This window comes from Stenotrophomonas sp. SbOxS2 (assembly GCF_013416715.1).
Lineage (GTDB): Bacteria > Pseudomonadota > Gammaproteobacteria > Xanthomonadales > Xanthomonadaceae > Stenotrophomonas > Stenotrophomonas lactitubi.
Genome location: NZ_JAAVXD010000007.1, coordinates 677,487 through 692,797, shown reverse-complemented (window position 1 = coordinate 692,797; position 15,311 = coordinate 677,487). Strand labels below are relative to the sequence as shown.

The following is a 15,311-nucleotide window of genomic DNA, read 5'->3' as shown; positions in this document are numbered from 1 at the left end:
CGATGTCGCGGTATGCCGGTGATGGCCACCATGTATGTGGACGATCACGATCAGCTCTTCGAGCTCGAATTGTGGGCGGTGGACTTCTCACCGATCATCTGCCTCGATCCGAGGAGCGCTTTCAGCGGGCACTGACGCCTGCTGAAAGCGCTCTTCGCTGAAGCGTTGCGTGTGGCATTCACCCCTCCACCTGCAACCGCCCCACAGCCTGCGCACTCAACGCCAGGCACGCCAGCATCAGCCCTTCCATCACCCGGTCGCCCACATAGTCCTCGGGCTCGCCGTTCTGCCGGGTCCGCTCTGCCGCCAGCAGCACCTCCTGTACCACCCGCAGCCCGGCCAATGCGCAATCGGCATCGGCCAGCGCCATGCAGCGCCCGGGCAACTGATGCCGCTCCGGCCAAGGCTGCCCGTCGGCCGCAGCGCCTTTGCCGATGCGCTTCAGGTTGGCAATCAGGGTATTCGTATCCGCACAGGGCACAGCCTCTGCCAGGTCATCGGCGTTGGCTGGGTCACGGTAGGCGTGCAGGTGGGGAAGATCAGATCCGTTCATGGCGAGGCTCCGTGCAAGGCAATCGGTAGCCGCCACACAGAGGTGGCGGACGGTACGTGGTTCGAATCCGGGTTGACCTCAAGCCGGCGGGCGCGAACGCCCCCACGCACCGCCCGCCATAGCCGGCAGACGGATTGCCAGCCGGCGCCACGGAATGTGGACGCCGGCTGGCAAGCGCAATCACTCAAGGTCAACACGGGATTCGAAACCCGGCCACCCGTTTTCGGTGGCACGCCATCTGAGCCCGCGTCGCTGTGCAATGCCAATCAGAAGAGTTGCAAATAGCTCACGATTGGAGACGCTTTCGGCATTGAACCACGCTGTTAAGTACTGGCAGCGCTGGCTGCCGCGTTGGTCCACTGCGACCAGGCAATCTGCGACAGGCGTCGTGGTTGGGTGAAGGAGTGGGGGACGGCAGGCGGTTCGAAAACGACAGGGCTGGCGGCCCTACCAATCGGTGCATTCGCCGTCGGGGCCGCGGGTTGACGCTTTCAGCGCCCCGGCGCACTCTGAGTGCTCGGGTCGACAACCCGTTCAGGCGCCCAGCGGCACGGTGGAGTCAGGAGGTGGAACAGCCATGAGCCAACTCACCGACGGATTCGGGCGCCGCTTCCCGTATCTGCGCCTGTCGTTGACCGAGGCCTGCAACTTCCGTTGCAGTTATTGCCTGCCCGATGGCTACCAGGCCGACGGCCGCCCGCGCTTCCTGGCGGTGGACGAGATCGCGCGCCTGGTGCACGCCTTTGCCATGCTGGGGATGAGCAAGATCCGCCTGACTGGGGGCGAGCCCAGCCTGCGCAAGGACCTGGACGAGATCATCGCCACGGTGGCGGCCGTGCCTGGCATCCGCAAGGTGGCCATCACCACCAATGGCACGTTGCTGCCGCGTCGCCTGCCGGGCTGGCACCGCGCCGGCCTGACCGCGCTGAACGTGAGCATGGACAGCCTGCAGCGCGAGCGCTTCAGCACCATCACCGGCCACGACCGCCTGCCGGAAATCCAGCAGGGGCTGGAGATGGCGCAGGCACTGGGCCTGCCGGCCATCAAGCTCAACGCGGTGCTGCTGCGCGGCCTGAACGACGACGAGCTGCCGCAATGGATGGACTTCCTGCGCGACCGTCCCTTCAGCGTGCGCTTCATCGAACTGATGCGTACCGGCGACAACGAAGCCTATTTCCAGCGGCACCACCTGCGTGCCGAACACGTGATCGACCAGCTGCATGCCGCCGGTTGGCATGAGCGCCCGCGCGCGGCCGATGCCGGCCCGGCGCGTGAATTCAGCCACCCGCAGCATCGCGGCACGGTGGGCATCATCGCCCCGTATTCGCGTGACTTCTGCAAGGGCTGCAACCGCCTGCGGGTGACCGCCAAGGGCGATCTGCGGCTGTGCCTGTTCGGCGAATTCGGCGTGCCGCTGCGCCCGCTGCTGCAGAGCGACGATGACCAGGACGCGCTGCTGGCACGCATCACCACACAGCTTGGCCTGAAAGCGGCCGGGCACGGATTGCACCAGGGCCAGACCGGGTTGACCCCGCATCTGGCGTCGATTGGAGGATGAGGAACACGATGCGTGGTGAATTGACTGCGGCCTTCCACATGGCCGATGTGCGCGACAAGCGCGTTACCCGCCGCCGCGCGGTGGCGGTGGGCGAGCTGCATGCCGGACCGGTGGCCTACCCGCTGATTGTCGAGCGCCGCCTGCCCAAGGGCGATGCGCTGGTGATGGCCGAGATTGCTGGCTTGCAAGGCGCGAAGATGGCCTCGATGCTGATGCCGCTGTGCCACCCGCTGCCGCTGGAGCTGGTGCAGGTGTACTGCGCGCCGGTGCCGGAACGGCAGTCGATCCGCGTGTGGTGCGAGTGCGCCAGCGAGGCCCGCACCGGTGTGGAGATGGAAGCATTGGCCGGGGTGAACGCCGCACTGCTGACCCTGTACGACCTGAGCAAGCCGGTGGAGCCGGCACTGCGCATTGAGGGCATCCGTCTGCTGTTCAAGGAAGGCGGCAAGCGCGGCCTGTGGCTGCATCCTGATGGCATGGAGGATGGTGAGCGCGAGCGCTTCAGGCCGCGTCCGCCGAAGGGCTTGAACGGTGCGGCCTGCGCGGTGATCACCCTGAGCGATCGCGCGAGCGAGGGCACGTATGCCGACGAGTCCGGGCCGAAGCTGGTGAGCGGGCTGCAGTCGCTCGGTGGCGAGGTGGTGGCTGCCGAGGTACTGCCCGATGGTGTCGAACCGCTTGCGGGTCGCCTGCGTGCGCTGGCGGGCGAGGGCGTACGCCTGTGCCTGTGTACCGGCGGCACCGGGCTGGGCCCGCGCGACTTGACCCCGGAAGCGCTGCGCTCGTTGAACGCGCGCCCGGTGCACGGCCTGGCGCAGATGGTGCGCGCGTTGAGCGCGCAGCACACGCCGATGGCCTGGCTGAGCCGTGCCGAGGTGGTGCAGCTGGATGACATGCTGGTGTTCGCGCTGCCGGGCAGCCCGCGCGCGGCTGCGCAGTGCCTGGACATTCTGGCGCCGGTGCTGGGCCACGCGCTGGCGATGGTCGATGGCGGTGGCCACGCATGATTGCCTACAGCGAAGCGCTGCAGCACTTGATGGAGGCAGCCACACCGCTGCCGGCCGAGCGGCTGGCGCTGCATGAGGCGGGTGGTCGCATCCTGGCCACGGACATCATCAGCGGGCAGTCGCTGCCGCCGTTCGACAATTCGGCGATGGACGGCTTCGCGCTGCGCGCCAATGGCACGCCGTTCGAAAGCGGTACCGGGTTTGCGGTGCAGGGCTGGCAGGCCGCAGGCGATGCCGGTGCCGAGGGCGGCGAAGGTGCCTGGGAAATCATGACCGGCGCGCGCATGCCGGTTGGGCTGGATACGGTGGTGCCGATCGAGAACGTGGAGATCCTCGCCAGTGAAGATGGCCGAACGACGCGCATTTCGTTGAAGAGCGTGGTGAAGCCAGGCCAGAACGTGCGCCTGCGTGGACAGGACGTGGAAGAAGGCGAGCGCGTGCTGCAGGCCGGGCAGGCGCTGGACATCAATGCACGCACCCTGCTGCATGCGATCGGCGTGGCCGAGGTCGCGGTGGTGGCACGGCCGAAGGTCGCTGTCATTGCCACCGGCAAGGAGCTGGTGACCGAAGCGGCGCAGGCGCTGGACTCCGGGCAGATCCGTGACAGCAACCGGCCCTATCTGATCGGCCGCCTGCAGGCCGCCGGTGCCGAGGTGGTGTGGCAGGGCACGGTGGGCGATGAGGTGGCTGCCTTTGATGCAGTGCTGGATGACGCGCTGGCGGCAGGGGCACAGGTGCTGGTGAGTACCGGCGCGGTGTCGGCCGGCCGCTACGATTTCATTCCCGATGCGCTGCGCGCGCGTGGCGCCCGCATCGTGTTCCACAAAGTGGCGATCCGCCCGGGCAAGCCGCTGTTGTTTGCAGTGCTGCCCAATGGCGCGCTGTATTTCGGTCTGCCCGGCAACCCGGTATCGGCGGCAGTGGGGCAGCGCTTCTTCGTTGAACCGGTGCTGCGGCGCCTGCTGGGCCTGGCCGCCGAGCCGCTGCTGCACGTGCCGTTGCAGGCCGACGTGCGCAAGCCGCCGGGCCTGCGCTTCCACGCGCGGGCGCGGGTGGACGTGGACGCGCAGGGGCGCTTGAGCGCACGCGTGCTGGCCGGCCAGGAATCGTTCCGTTTGAAATCCATGCTGCAGGCCAACGCCTGGGTGGTGCTGGAGGGCGAGGGTGACCTGGCCACGGCCGGCACACCGGTGCGCGTGCAGGGCTGGGGCCATCAGGACCCGCTGCAGCTGGCGAACCAGGAGTGATGATGAAACAGGTGAATCTGCAGTTGTTCGGTGCGTTTTCCGATCTGGATGCCAGCCGCGAGATCGCGCTGGAGGTGGCCGGCGGCACCGTGGCCGATCTGCGCCAGGCGTTGCGTGAGCTGTTGCCGGTGCGCTTTCCCGGTTTCCGCGCCGGGTTGCTGGACTATTCGGCCTTCGCCGACCAGCAGCGCGTGCTGCGTGACCACGACGCGCTGCCCGCCGATGGCAAGGTGGCGATCCTGCCGCCGGTGAGTGGGGGCTGAGCGATGAGCAACGTGACTGCGAATGTGGTGGACCGCGCGCAGCGCGCCATCGATCCGGCCGAGGGCATCGCAGCGGTGTCCGACCCGGCATTCGGCGGCATCGATGTGTTCATCGGCAAGGTGCGCGACTTCAATGTGGGGCGGCCGGTGACCGGCATCACCTACGACCTGTTCGAACCGCTGGTGCTGAACGAGATCCAGCGCGTGGCGGCGGAGATCGAGGCGACGTTCGGGCCGAAGCTGAAGCTGTATGTGGCACATGCCAAGGGCCGCTTGGGCATTGGCGATGTGGCGGTGGTGGTGGCCGCAGGCAGCCCGCACCGTGATGAAGCGTTCCGCGCGTGCCGGCAGCTGATCGAGGCAGTGAAACACCAGTGCCCGATCTGGAAACAGGAACATTACGAAGACGGCGACAGCGAGTGGAGCGAAGGCTGCACCCTGTGCCACGCCGACAGTGAACCGGCACATGAGCACCACTGACGGCAGTAGATCCACGTCATGCGTGGATGGCGCCTTCTCCGCGCGCCCGGCAGAAGCAGCCACGCATGGCGTGGCTCTACTGAGGCGTACCTGCACGGTTGCGCCATGCGTGGATGGGGCCTCCCCCTCGCGCCCGGTAGGGCCAGCCACGCATGGCGTGGTCGGGCGTCCCGCGTGAACACGATCATCGCCGGCATCGTGCTGGCCGGCGGCCTGTCCAGCCGGATGGGCCGCGACAAGGCGCTGCTGCCCTGGCAGGGGCGAACCCTGCTGGAACACATGCGCGGGACGTTGCGGCTGGCCGGGGCAGACCGGGTCTGGGTGAGCGGGCGTTACCCGGCCTTCGGCGGCGTGCCCGACCAGGTCACGCGCTGTGGGCCGCTGGGTGGCCTGTACAGCGTGGCGATGCAGATGCCTGATGGCCCGGCCTGGGTGGTGCCGGTGGATACGCCCCGGTTGACCCCCGCGCTGCTGCAGCAACTGCGTGCGGGGCATCGCAGCGCTTGCACGATCTTTGAGGGGCATCCGCTTCCGATGCTGTTTAATGTAGGCAATGAAAGCCGCACGATCCTCGAAACCATGATCCACGAACCCCTCGGCCCGCGTTCCCTGCAGGCCCTGCAACACCGGTTGGATGCGCAGACCCTGCGCCTGGCCCACGCTGATGAAAGCGCCCTGGTCAACTGCAACACTCCCACCCAGTGGGAGGGCGTTGTCTCATGAAGGTGCAGCTGCAGGAACAGACAATGCGCTTGCGCCTGGACGAGGCCGAGCTGGCCACGCTGCTGGCCGGTGAAACGGTGGAGAACCTGACCCGGTTCGGCGGCAGCGGCGGCTGGGGTACGGCCGTCTCGCTGCATGGTGGCGAATCGGCCGTGCTGCTCGACAGCGGCACCGATTGCCGCCTGGTGCTGCCACGCGGTTCGGTGGAGGATCTTGCCGGACGCCTGCCGTGCCGCGATGGCCTGGCGTTTGCGCTGTACCTGGATGACGGCACCACCCTGCAGCTGCAGTTCGATGTGGATGTGCGCGACAGCGTGCGTCAGCGCGGCCCGGGCCGGCGCGGGACCTCGCCCGCGGCGTGACGCACGCAACGCCCGGGCGGCGGCGGGCCGTGCCGTATGATGGACGCTTCCGTTCGAGCGTTGTTGTGATGTCTTCGATGCCGCCCCCGCAGCTGCGCCCCGGCCGGGCAACGCCCAATCCCGCTGCCGCCGATGACGGCGATGCACTGCATTTCTGCAGTACCTGTGCGTTCTCGGATGCGTGTACGTCGCAGGGCTACGACAAGGCCGCCCTGGGCGAGCTGCATGTGCTGGTCGACCATGTCGGTCCGTTTCATGCCGGCGAGTACCTTTTCCGTGCGGGCGAGCCGTTCGATTCGATCGCGGCGGTGCGCGCGGGCATGGTCAAGACCTTCGTCGACGACAGCCAGGGCAACGAGCAGGTGCTGGGCTTCGCTCTGCCGGGCGAGGTGATCGGGCTCAACGCCATTCACGGCTCGCGGTTTCCGTGCAACGCGGTCGCGCTGGACACGGTGTACCTGTGCCGCATTTCCTTCCCCAAGCTGAGCCTGCTGGCCACCCGCATGCCGGGTCTGCAGGCCAAGTTGTTCAGCCTGCTCAGCGCGGAGATCGGCAAGGTCGCCACCCTGGCGGCCAATCATCGTACCGACGAGCGTATGGCCGCCTTTCTGCTGGACATGTCCGAGCGCTATGCACGGCGCGGGTTCTCCGCGACCCGCTTCAACCTGACGATGGCCCGCACCGAGATCGCCAACTACCTGCGGATGGCGCCGGAGACGGTCAGCCGGGTGCTGCGTCGGCTGAGCGATGAGGGTGTCATTGCAGTCAATCAACGTGAGATGCTGCTGCTGCAACCCGAGCGGCTGGCGGCGCTGGCCGTGGCCAGGGATTCCGAACCGGACTGAACACGGCCAAGGAGCCGATATGAAGACGCTGGGCGTGTTGTTGCTGGGGATGCTGGCTGCACTGCCAGCGTGGTCGGCCGAGCTGACCGTATCGGCGGCATCCAGCCTGACCGAGAGCTTCCGCGAGCTGGGCGCCGCCTACGAGAAGGCAAACCCGGGCAGCAAGGTCGACTTCAACTTTGCTGCCTCCGGCGTGCTGCTGCAGCAGATCGCGCGGGGCGCGCCGGTGGATGTATTCGCCTCGGCCGATGAAGCAACAATGGACCAGGCTGCGCAGCAGAAGCTGCTGGCAGCGGGTACGCGTGCGGTCTTCGCAGTGAACGCGCTGTGGGTGGTGGTGCCGCCGCAGGCGAAGGCGCCGCCGCGCGCACTGGCCGATCTGGCGGGTGCCGGCGTGCAGCGCATTGCACTGGGCAACCCGGACAGCGTGCCCGTGGGCCGCTACGCGCAGGGTGCGCTGCAGGCCGCAAAGCTGTGGCCGACAGTGCAGGGCAAGGTGATCAGTACGCAGAACGTGCGGCAGTCGCTGGATTACGTGGCACGGGGCGAGGTGGATGCGGGCTTTGTCTACGCTACCGACGCGCAGGCGATGCCGGATCGCGTGCGGCGCGCGTTCGACGTTCCGGTTGCCGGACGCATCGCCTATCCGCTCGCGGTGGTGCAGGCCAGCAAGCAGCCGGTGGAAGCCAAGCGCTTCGCGGCGTTCGTGCGTTCGGCGCAGGGCCAGGCGATCCTGCAGAAGCACGGGTTCGGCAAGCCCTGACGGATGGACCTGGACTGGAGCGCACTGGGGTTGTCGTTGAAGGTGGCCGGCTGGGCCACCGCGATCAATCTCGTTGCAGGCGTGGCACTTGGCGCGCTGCTGGCGCGACGGCGCTTTCCCGGCCGGGAACTGCTGGATTCGATACTGACCCTGCCGATGGTGCTGCCGCCGACGGTGCTGGGCTACTACCTTCTGGTGCTGATCGGGCGCAATGGCCCGATCGGTGCCTGGCTGCAGTCGTGGTTCGGTATCAACCTGGTATTTACCTGGCAGGCGGCGGTGATCGCTGCCGCGGTAGCGTCACTGCCGCTGGTGTTCAAGCCGGCACGCGCCGCATTCGAAGAAGTGGATGGTCAGTTGGAGCAGGCCGCGCGCACGCTGGGCGTGTCCGAAGCCGCGGTGTTCTTCCGCATTACCCTGCCGCTGGCATGGCGCGGAATTCTGGCTGGCCTGCTGCTGGCGTTCGCACGGGCGATGGGTGAGTTCGGCGCCACGCTGATGGTGGCCGGCAGCATTCCCGGCCGTACGCAGACCTTGTCGATCGCCATCTATGAAGCCGTGCAGGCGGGGCAGGACGGCAAGGCGAATGCGCTGGTGATCCTGACGTCGGTGGTATGCATCGTGATCCTGCTGCTGGCCGCACGGCTGGTGGGCGGGCGCCGCCGGGAGCTGCGCGATGTGGCTTGACCTGCAGGTAAAGCGGCGATTGCAGGCGTCCGGCCAGACCTTCGAACTGGACGTGGCACTGCAGTGCACGCAGCGGCAGGTGGTACTGTTCGGGCCCTCGGGCGCCGGCAAGAGCCTGACGCTGAAAGCGGTGGCCGGCCTGTTGCGCCCGGAGCATGGACATGTGCGCCTGCACGGGCAGGCGCTGTTCGATGCAGGTGCTGGGATTGATCTGCCACCGCAGCGTCGTCGCCTGGGATATGTGTTCCAGGATTACGCGCTGTTCCCGCACCTGAGCGTGCGCCAGAACGTGGCGTTCGGGCTTGAGCGGGGTTGGTTGAATCCGCAGCGCGGTACCCGCATCGATGCGGTGGAGCAGTGGTTGCAGGCATTCCGTATCGAGCATGTGGCGGATCTGCTGCCGTCACAGGTATCCGGTGGCCAGCGCCAGCGTACGGCGTTGGCGCGTGCGCTGGTGACGCGGCCGCAGGCGCTGTTGCTGGACGAACCGTTCGCAGCGCTCGATCACGACCTGCGCCAGCACCTGCGTCAGGAGCTGGAAGCCGTACTGGATGAAACCGGTATTCCGCTGCTGCTGATCAGCCACGATCCGCGGGATGTGGCGGTGTTTGGCCAGCAGGTGGCACGGGTGGTTGATGGGCGCATCGTCGGCGGCTGACGCGTGGTGGTAGTGCTGGCCGCTGGCCGGCTGCTTCGTAGCGCCAAGAGCAGCCGGCCAGCGGCCGGCTCTACCATTGAGCGAGGCCCCCCTCAATACAGCTCGCAGTGGGTGCGGCCCTCGCCGCGCAGGGTGTCCCAATGGCCGTCACCGCCGATCGCGTCGATGGCTGCACGGACCGCGCCTTCCAGGTGGCTCTTGTTGCCACACAGGTAGATGTGGCCGCCACGGGCCAGGACATCCTGCATCTGCGCGGCCTGCTGCTGCAGCACATGCTGCACATAGACCTTCTGCGCCGCATCGCGCGAGAACGCGGTGTGCAGGCCAGCCAGTACGCCACGCGCCTGCCAGTCCTGCAGCTGCTCGCGGTACAGGAAGTCGTGCTCGCGGTGCTTCTCGCCGAACACCAGATGGACCTCGCGTGCATCGCCGGTAGCCTGCAGTTCCTGCATCAGGCCCATCAGCGGCGCGATGCCGGTACCGGTGCCGATCAGCAGCAGGGGCGCGTTGCCGCTGTCGGGCAGGTGGAAACCCGGATTAGAGCGGCAGTACACGCGGGCTGTGTCGCCGCCGTGCAGCAGGCTGCCGGTGGCAGTGCCGAATCGTTCGCGGCCACGCAGAGTGTAGCGCACTTCGCGCACGCACAGGCTCAGCTGATCGTCGTGCGGATGCGAGGCGATGGAATAGGCGCGGGGCAGGCGTGGTGACAGGAGTTCACGCAGGCGGGCCAGTGGCACGCTGCCTGGGCTGGCGTGGTCCTGCAGCACGTCCAGCAAGTCCAGGCCATGCAGGTAGGCGTCCAGTTCGCGCTTCTGGCTGATCTTCAGCAGGCCCTTCAGTACGTCGCTGCCGCCCAGCTTTGCCAGCTCGCGCAGCACGCTCTTGCTGAGCAGGCGCAGTTCGCGGTCGCGCAGGGCGTCGACGGCGCTGGAATCGTCCAACCAGGTGGCCAGTGCCTGCAGCAATGCCGGATCGTTTTCCGGAACCAGATGCAGGGTGTCGCCGGCCCGGTAGACCATGCCGCTGCCGGCGATGTCCAGCTGCAGGTGCCAGGCCGCAGGGTCACCATGGCTCAGACGTTGCCGTTCGACGATGCGGGCGTTGAAGGCATTGTCTTCGCCATAGGCCGTCACCTGCAGGCGCAGATCCTGGCCTGCGGTTGCATCACCCTCCAGCACCTGGCCCAGCACCGGGCGCCACTGCTGGAAAAACTGCTCGTAGCCCAGATCAGCGTCGACACGGTGCAGCAGTGGTTGCGCCTGACGCTCGCTCAGCGCTGCATCCAGTGCCTTGGTGAAACCGCAGAAGCTGGGGTAGCCGGTATCCCCCAGGCCGAACACCGCGTAGCGCAGACCGGGCAGGGCCGGCGCCTGCCGCAGCGATTCGAAGAAGCGCTCGCCATTGGCCGGCGGCTCGCCGTCGCCGAACGAGCTGGAGATGGCCAGCAGCACATCGCCGTGGCCGAGGCTGGCCACATCGATGTCATTGAACGGCAGGACCTGCGGCCCATGCGGCTGCAGGTCCGGGTCCGCGCCCAGGCGCTGGGCCAGGGTGCGGGCGTTGCCCGACTCGGAGGCGAAACCCACCAGCAGCCGGCTGATGGGCGTGCGTGTGGGGAGGGCGTTCACGCAGCCTCGTAGAAGTCGTCGAACTTTTCCTTGCTGAACTCGACCAGGTCGTAGTTCTGCATCAGGTCATTCACCACGCGGCGGATGCTGATGTACGAGGTGATGTTGCCATCGGCATCGAACAGCGGCTGCACGGTGGTGTCGACCACGTAGAGCACGCCGCCCTTGCCCAGGTTCGGCACGATGCCGGTCCAGGTCTTGCCGGCCTTGATGGTGTCCCACATGTCCTTGTAGACGGCCTTGGGCACGTCCGGATGGCGGACGATGCTGTGCGGCTGGCCGATCAGTTCCTCGCGCGCGAACCCGGTGAGCGTGCAGAACAGGTCGTTGGCATAGGTGATGTTGCCCTGCAGGTCGGTGGTGGAGATCACCATCACGTTCTGCATGGCGTTGAGCAGCTGGGCGTTGTCGGGGGTGTAGCTCATCGCAGGTCCTTTGGATGCCGGTGACGCCGGCGTGTTGGGTTCCTGCATAGAGATACGCGCCCGTGGCGGTGGGCGGATTGATATAGGTCAAGCGTGTGCCGGGAGGGGGCTGCGACCGGCTGTCGCAGGGGGGGCGAAGGGCCGGCGCTAGCGGGCGATGCCGGGGAATCCGATGCTCTGCTGGCAGTACCGCAGCAGTGCGCGCCCGTCTTCGTCATCGCGTTGCATATGATCACCGCTGAAGAATGCCTGCAACGACCGGCCGATCGCGTTGCCGGCATTTCCAGAGCGGCGTGCAGCCGCCGGCAGCAGGCTGTCAGCGCGGGGATCATGGCGGCCGGGAAGCTGTTCGCGCCGAAGCTCACCTTCAATCGCCAGCAGCGCACATGCCCCGGCGAGGTATGCCTCCGGTTCCCGGTGCGCGCCCCATCGACGCTGGCCTGCCATCGCGGTGGCGATATGGTGGAATTCGTGCGCGGTGGTGGAGATCACGCGCTCGCGCAGTGCATCGGCATCGTCGCCGGCGGGAAACCAGAACGCCACCACCAGTTCTGGTCGTGCCGGCCTGGCGGGCTGTTGCCAGATGCCGCCACCGTCGCTGACGATCGTGACCTGATAGCGGACCGGCGTATCGTTCAGGTCTGCGGCGTGGAGCGGGTGTCTCGCGGCGTGTGCGGCAGCAGTGCATAGATTCACGGCCTGCCCAGCGGATAGGCTGGGTTCGACCCAGCGCACCACCACTGCGATTGTTTCCAGTTGGCAAGCATGAGAGTGCATCGTCTGTTCCGAACTCTCCTGGCCGGGCAGCACCGACGCGGTGCCAACGCTCAGCTGGGAGGCGTTGCCGCGCGTGAGCGTGGCAAACGCTCCGTCCGCGCCGACACTATCGCGCGGGGGAATATCGAGGGTAGTGCACGCACTGGTGCAGAGCAGTAGCGCTGCTGCGCCTGTGGCGTGCCGCAACCAGGATTCCATCTGCAGGAGATCACCCTTCCAAGGCGGTGGATGCATCCTTGCAGACGCCCCGGCGCACGCACAATCAGACGTGTTGCATCTGGAGGCTGACTGTCGGCGCCGGTTGTCCTCTGCCGCTCACCCCATCAGATACCGCAGCACACCGGCCGACACCACGCCGATCAGCACCGTCGGTAGCATCGACAGCCGCGTGGCAGCCAGCAGCGTGATTGCCAGCGCGGCCAGGTCGGCCGGCTTGTCGGCCACGAAGTCCGGGGCAATCACCGAGATCAGCACGCAGCCTGGGGCGGCCTCCATCACCGTCACCGCGCGCTTGCTCAGGGTACGGTTGCGCAGCGCGAGAAAACCGATGATGCGGGTGAGATAGGTGGCGGCGGCCATCAGGATGATGGTCAGCACCGAGGTCCAGTGGATCAGGCCGTTGAAGATCATGCCGCGTCCTCCGCCAGCAGCCAGGCGGCGGCGAGGCCGGCCAGCGCGCCGCTGGCCACGTACCAGGCGCCGGGCACCAGCAGGTAGGTGCCCGCTGCCACCACCAGGCTGACCAGCCATGGCCGGGCGGCGCGCATGCCTTGCCACATGCCACGCAGCAGCACCAGGAACACGGCGGGGAAGGCCATGTCGAAGCCGTAGGCATGGATGTCGCCGAGCAGCGGGCCGACGATCGCGCCCAGCGCGGTGCACAGCACCCACACGGTGTACAGGCCGGCCGATACGCCGAGGTAGTAGGCCAAGCTGAAGCCCAGTGCGCGACGGCGCGCATCGGCCACGCCCAGCGCCCAGCTTTCATCGCACATGAAGAACAGCGCCGGCAGCACGCGACGGCGCGGCAGGTGCTGCAGCAACGGTGCCAGGCTGGCGCCCATCAACAGGTGGCGGCTGTTGACCAGCGCGGTGATCGCAACGATCAGCGCGATGTGCGGCGGCGAGGTCCACAGCTCGACTGCGGCGAATTCAGACCCGCCAGCGAAGTTGAGGCCGGTCATCAGCGGCACTTCCAGCGCCGACAGGCCCTTCTGCGCGGCCTGGGCGCCGAGCACCAGGGCAAAGGGAATGAAGCCGATCATCACCGGTACGGCGGCGCGCAGGCCGCGCAGGAATTCGGCGCGTGGTGCGGTGTCGCAGGTGGGATCAGGCAGGGGCAGGGTGGTTCGGGCGTCCATGGATCAACAGCGAGTGGGGGTGACCCATGCTAACGGTCCGATCACGAAATCGGGTTGCGTTGATGCCATTGGTTCGGCCAAATGTGCAATATCATGCGGTGATCCGGTCAAGGAGTGGAATTCCATGCAGTACCAGCTCGACAACCTGGATCGTCGCATCCTGGACGCCCTGCAGCGCGATGGTCGCCTGCAGAACCTGGAGCTGTCCCGCCAGGTGGGGCTCTCGCCGTCGGCCTGCCTGCGCCGGGTTCGTCTGCTGGAAGAGGGCGGTTACATCGATCGCTACGTGGCCCTGCTGAATGCGGCCAGGATCGGACGGGGCTTCACCGTGTTCGTCCGTGTCTGGCTGCGCGGCCAGGACGAAGACACCACCAATCACTTCATCAACAGCATCAAGTCCTTCCCGGAAGTGCTTGAATGCCATCTGATGGCTGGCGACTGTGACTTCCTGCTGCGGGTGGCGGTGGCCGACCTCGACGCGTACCGGCAGTTCCAGATCCAGCACCTGAACCGCATCGCAGGGGTGCAGAACACCAAGACCGAAATCCCCATGCAGCGGATCAAGCAGACCACTGAACTGCCGGTCTGAACCGGCCCGGCGCGTCCCCTGCGCGCCGCCGTCATCGCAATGACACGTGACGCCGCTACGGTGTGACCCGCTTGCCGGCCGTGTGCAGGTCGACCCACCTGGTCGCACCGCGCTCCGCCGCTGCAGCTGATGTCGCTGCCGAGGGTCATGTGTTCTACGTCAGGGGGCTGAATGGACAGCATGCGATCAGACGTTGGAGGGTGGCTGCCGCCGCCGGGTTGCTGTTCGCCTTCGCTGCTGCCGCACAGGACGACATCCGATCCTATGACATTCCCGCGCAACCGCTTGAGCAGGCGGTCGAGCGCTTCAGTGTCGTCAGCGGGTGGTCGGTGATGTATCCCGGCGATCTCGGTACCGGCCGCAGCAGCCATCCGCTGCAGGCCAGCCTGCCGCCACTGCAGGCGTTGCAGGTGGTGCTGCAGGACACGGGTGTCGAGGCCGAGCTGATCGGTGCACAACGCGTGGTGCTGCGCCGCGGTGCACGCGCGGGCACTGGATCCTCCCCGACCGATGTGGCCGCCGACCTGGGGCAGCGTCGCCGCTTCGGCGACCTGCAGCAACGGCTGCGCACTGCTTTCTGTGGCGACCCTGACCTTGCACCGGGCGCCTATGCGGCGACGCTGCGCTTCCGCATCGCCAACGATGGCCAGGTACAGGAACCCGAACTGCTTGCCGGCAGCGGCAGCACACGCCGCGATGCGCGCCTTCTGCAGGCGATGCAGGCCCTGCGGCTGGGCGCCGATGCTGCCGCGCTGCCGCAGCCGGTGACTCTGCAGATCCGTCCTTCCAGCGCGGGCCACGACTGTGGCCGGCGCCCGCCCCAACCATGACGTCAAGGAATCGAACATGAGCAACAGCACGGCTGGGGCGGTAGACCTGATGGACCATCTGCTGGGCGCCTACGACGAACTGAAGCGCCGGCTGGTGCGCAAGCTGGGCTCGGAAGAGCTGGCCGGCGACGCGCTGCAGGACACCTGGATGCGCCTGAGCACGCGCCGACACCGCCTGGACCCGGTGCAGAACCCTGCGGCGTATCTGCTGCGCATGGCGATGAACACCGTGATCGACCGCCAGCGCGCCGACCATCGCCTGCTGAGCCTGGAAGAAGTGGATACGTTGATGGACATGGCCGATCCCGGCCCGGGGCCGGCACAGGCGGCCGAGCAGGAAATGGCACTGGAAGACATGGTCGGCCTGCTGCAGCGGATGCCTGAGCGCCGCCGCCGGATATTGCTGGCGATCCGCGTGGACGGCCTGCAGCAGCGCGATGTGGCCGAGCACCTGGGGGTGTCGCTGCGGCTGGTGCAGCGTGAGCTGAAAGCCGCACAGGATTACCTGGCCGAACGCAGTGGGCAGGGGCGGCAGGTGCGGTTCTGAGGCACGGC

Annotated in this window: 20 protein-coding genes; 14 read left to right on the top strand and 6 right to left on the bottom strand. The window is 67.3% G+C overall.

The window, feature by feature from the left end:
- Window positions 1–178 precede the first annotated feature (178 nt).
- Entirely contained in the window at window positions 179–553 is a 375-nt protein-coding gene (locus tag HFK18_RS17805; RefSeq protein ID WP_180167269.1) for a hypothetical protein, read from the bottom strand.
- A 577-nt stretch (window positions 554–1,130) separates the two neighbouring features.
- Here HFK18_RS17805 and moaA point away from each other — a divergent pair.
- The 11 genes from moaA (at window position 1,131) to HFK18_RS17750 (ending at window position 9,146) form a co-directional block, all read left to right on the top strand.
- Window positions 1,131–2,111, top strand: a complete 981-nt coding sequence (moaA, locus tag HFK18_RS17800) for a GTP 3',8-cyclase MoaA (RefSeq protein ID WP_180167268.1) — start codon at window positions 1,131–1,133, stop codon at window positions 2,109–2,111.
- 8 nt (window positions 2,112–2,119) lie between these two features.
- Window positions 2,120–3,118, top strand: coding sequence for a bifunctional molybdenum cofactor biosynthesis protein MoaC/MoaB (moaCB, locus tag HFK18_RS17795; protein ID WP_180167267.1), 999 nt, complete (start codon window positions 2,120–2,122; stop codon window positions 3,116–3,118).
- The gene (gene glp, locus HFK18_RS17790) at window positions 3,115–4,365 is read left to right on the top strand and encodes a gephyrin-like molybdotransferase Glp (RefSeq protein ID WP_180167266.1); all 1,251 of its coding nucleotides are present in this window, start codon (window positions 3,115–3,117) and stop codon (window positions 4,363–4,365) included. The genes moaCB and glp overlap by 4 nt, the downstream gene beginning before the upstream one ends.
- Window positions 4,366–4,367: 2 nt before the next feature.
- Window positions 4,368–4,628: a MoaD/ThiS family protein gene (locus tag HFK18_RS17785; RefSeq protein WP_100552692.1), complete on the top strand. Its 261-nt coding sequence runs from the start codon at window positions 4,368–4,370 to the stop codon at window positions 4,626–4,628.
- Window positions 4,629–4,631: 3 nt separating this feature from the next.
- A complete protein-coding gene (locus tag HFK18_RS17780; protein WP_180167265.1) occupies window positions 4,632–5,108 on the top strand; it encodes a molybdenum cofactor biosynthesis protein MoaE in 477 nt (158 codons plus the stop codon).
- Window positions 5,109–5,282: 174 nt separating this feature from the next.
- Window positions 5,283–5,831 (top strand): molybdenum cofactor guanylyltransferase, encoded by a 549-nt coding sequence (locus HFK18_RS17775; RefSeq protein ID WP_343202976.1) that lies wholly within the window; start codon window positions 5,283–5,285, stop codon window positions 5,829–5,831.
- Window positions 5,828–6,193: a hypothetical protein gene (locus tag HFK18_RS17770; protein ID WP_180167264.1), complete on the top strand. Its 366-nt coding sequence runs from the start codon at window positions 5,828–5,830 to the stop codon at window positions 6,191–6,193. Before HFK18_RS17775 ends, HFK18_RS17770 begins: the two co-directional genes overlap by 4 nt.
- Before the next feature lie 68 nt (window positions 6,194–6,261).
- Complete coding sequence (locus HFK18_RS17765; protein ID WP_180167263.1) at window positions 6,262–7,038, top strand: helix-turn-helix domain-containing protein; 777 nt, start codon at window positions 6,262–6,264, stop codon at window positions 7,036–7,038.
- A 19-nt stretch (window positions 7,039–7,057) separates the two neighbouring features.
- Entirely contained in the window at window positions 7,058–7,801 is a 744-nt protein-coding gene (modA, locus tag HFK18_RS17760; RefSeq protein ID WP_180167262.1) for a molybdate ABC transporter substrate-binding protein, read from the top strand.
- A 3-nt stretch (window positions 7,802–7,804) separates the two neighbouring features.
- The gene (gene modB, locus HFK18_RS17755; protein ID WP_089235839.1) at window positions 7,805–8,488 is read left to right on the top strand and encodes a molybdate ABC transporter permease subunit; all 684 of its coding nucleotides are present in this window, start codon (window positions 7,805–7,807) and stop codon (window positions 8,486–8,488) included.
- The gene (locus HFK18_RS17750; RefSeq protein ID WP_180167261.1) at window positions 8,478–9,146 is read left to right on the top strand and encodes an ATP-binding cassette domain-containing protein; all 669 of its coding nucleotides are present in this window, start codon (window positions 8,478–8,480) and stop codon (window positions 9,144–9,146) included. The genes modB and HFK18_RS17750 overlap by 11 nt, the downstream gene beginning before the upstream one ends.
- A 92-nt stretch (window positions 9,147–9,238) precedes the next feature.
- Here the strand turns inward: HFK18_RS17750 and HFK18_RS17745 are convergent, their stop codons facing one another.
- The 5 genes from HFK18_RS17745 to HFK18_RS17725 all read right to left on the bottom strand — a co-directional run bounded on the left by HFK18_RS17745 (window position 9,239) and on the right by HFK18_RS17725 (window position 13,337).
- Window positions 9,239–10,774, bottom strand: coding sequence for a sulfite reductase flavoprotein subunit alpha (locus tag HFK18_RS17745; protein ID WP_180167260.1), 1,536 nt, complete (start codon window positions 10,772–10,774; stop codon window positions 9,239–9,241).
- The gene (locus HFK18_RS17740; protein WP_005409905.1) at window positions 10,771–11,199 is read right to left on the bottom strand and encodes a PAS sensor domain-containing protein; all 429 of its coding nucleotides are present in this window, start codon (window positions 11,197–11,199) and stop codon (window positions 10,771–10,773) included. The genes HFK18_RS17745 and HFK18_RS17740 overlap by 4 nt, the downstream gene beginning before the upstream one ends.
- Window positions 11,200–11,346: 147 nt before the next feature.
- Window positions 11,347–12,174: a hypothetical protein gene (locus tag HFK18_RS17735; RefSeq protein WP_180167259.1), complete on the bottom strand. Its 828-nt coding sequence runs from the start codon at window positions 12,172–12,174 to the stop codon at window positions 11,347–11,349.
- A gap of 117 nt (window positions 12,175–12,291) precedes the next feature.
- Window positions 12,292–12,606 carry an AzlD family protein gene (locus HFK18_RS17730; protein ID WP_049463977.1) on the bottom strand — a complete coding sequence of 105 codons (315 nt, stop codon included), beginning with the start codon at window positions 12,604–12,606 and terminating at the stop codon, window positions 12,292–12,294.
- Window positions 12,603–13,337 (bottom strand): AzlC family ABC transporter permease, encoded by a 735-nt coding sequence (locus tag HFK18_RS17725; protein WP_180167258.1) that lies wholly within the window; start codon window positions 13,335–13,337, stop codon window positions 12,603–12,605. Before HFK18_RS17725 ends, HFK18_RS17730 begins: the two co-directional genes overlap by 4 nt.
- Window positions 13,338–13,461: 124 nt before the next feature.
- Between HFK18_RS17725 and HFK18_RS17720 the strand changes: the two genes are divergently transcribed.
- From HFK18_RS17720 to HFK18_RS17710, 3 genes are all read left to right on the top strand, one after another.
- Window positions 13,462–13,926, top strand: coding sequence for an Lrp/AsnC family transcriptional regulator (locus HFK18_RS17720; RefSeq protein WP_025874361.1), 465 nt, complete (start codon window positions 13,462–13,464; stop codon window positions 13,924–13,926).
- Window positions 13,927–14,075: 149 nt separating this feature from the next.
- Window positions 14,076–14,756 (top strand): STN domain-containing protein, encoded by a 681-nt coding sequence (locus tag HFK18_RS17715; protein WP_180167464.1) that lies wholly within the window; start codon window positions 14,076–14,078, stop codon window positions 14,754–14,756.
- A 16-nt stretch (window positions 14,757–14,772) separates the two neighbouring features.
- Window positions 14,773–15,303 carry a sigma-70 family RNA polymerase sigma factor gene (locus HFK18_RS17710; protein ID WP_089237960.1) on the top strand — a complete coding sequence of 177 codons (531 nt, stop codon included), beginning with the start codon at window positions 14,773–14,775 and terminating at the stop codon, window positions 15,301–15,303.
- Window positions 15,304–15,311: the final 8 nt, after the last annotated feature.

Bases quoted from the DNA above. Each gene is read 5' to 3' on its own strand.
- HFK18_RS17765 (WP_180167263.1), top strand. From the start codon at position 6,262: ATGTCTTCGATGCCGCCCCCGCAGCTGCGCCCCGGCCGGGCAACGCCC.
- moaA (WP_180167268.1), top strand. From the start codon at position 1,131: ATGAGCCAACTCACCGACGGATTCGGGCGCCGCTTCCCGTATCTGCGC.
- HFK18_RS17785 (WP_100552692.1), top strand. From the start codon at position 4,368: ATGAAACAGGTGAATCTGCAGTTGTTCGGTGCGTTTTCCGATCTGGAT.
- HFK18_RS17720 (WP_025874361.1), top strand. From the start codon at position 13,462: ATGCAGTACCAGCTCGACAACCTGGATCGTCGCATCCTGGACGCCCTG.
- HFK18_RS17730 (WP_049463977.1), bottom strand. From the start codon at position 12,606: ATGATCTTCAACGGCCTGATCCACTGGACCTCGGTGCTGACCATCATC.
- HFK18_RS17725 (WP_180167258.1), bottom strand. From the start codon at position 13,337: ATGGACGCCCGAACCACCCTGCCCCTGCCTGATCCCACCTGCGACACC.
- HFK18_RS17735 (WP_180167259.1), bottom strand. From the start codon at position 12,174: ATGGAATCCTGGTTGCGGCACGCCACAGGCGCAGCAGCGCTACTGCTC.
- moaCB (WP_180167267.1), top strand. From the start codon at position 2,120: ATGCGTGGTGAATTGACTGCGGCCTTCCACATGGCCGATGTGCGCGAC.
- HFK18_RS17710 (WP_089237960.1), top strand. From the start codon at position 14,773: ATGAGCAACAGCACGGCTGGGGCGGTAGACCTGATGGACCATCTGCTG.
- HFK18_RS17740 (WP_005409905.1), bottom strand. From the start codon at position 11,199: ATGAGCTACACCCCCGACAACGCCCAGCTGCTCAACGCCATGCAGAAC.
- HFK18_RS17750 (WP_180167261.1), top strand. From the start codon at position 8,478: ATGTGGCTTGACCTGCAGGTAAAGCGGCGATTGCAGGCGTCCGGCCAG.
- glp (WP_180167266.1), top strand. From the start codon at position 3,115: ATGATTGCCTACAGCGAAGCGCTGCAGCACTTGATGGAGGCAGCCACA.
- HFK18_RS17780 (WP_180167265.1), top strand. From the start codon at position 4,632: ATGAGCAACGTGACTGCGAATGTGGTGGACCGCGCGCAGCGCGCCATC.
- modB (WP_089235839.1), top strand. From the start codon at position 7,805: ATGGACCTGGACTGGAGCGCACTGGGGTTGTCGTTGAAGGTGGCCGGC.
- modA (WP_180167262.1), top strand. From the start codon at position 7,058: ATGAAGACGCTGGGCGTGTTGTTGCTGGGGATGCTGGCTGCACTGCCA.
- HFK18_RS17805 (WP_180167269.1), bottom strand. From the start codon at position 553: ATGAACGGATCTGATCTTCCCCACCTGCACGCCTACCGTGACCCAGCC.
- HFK18_RS17770 (WP_180167264.1), top strand. From the start codon at position 5,828: ATGAAGGTGCAGCTGCAGGAACAGACAATGCGCTTGCGCCTGGACGAG.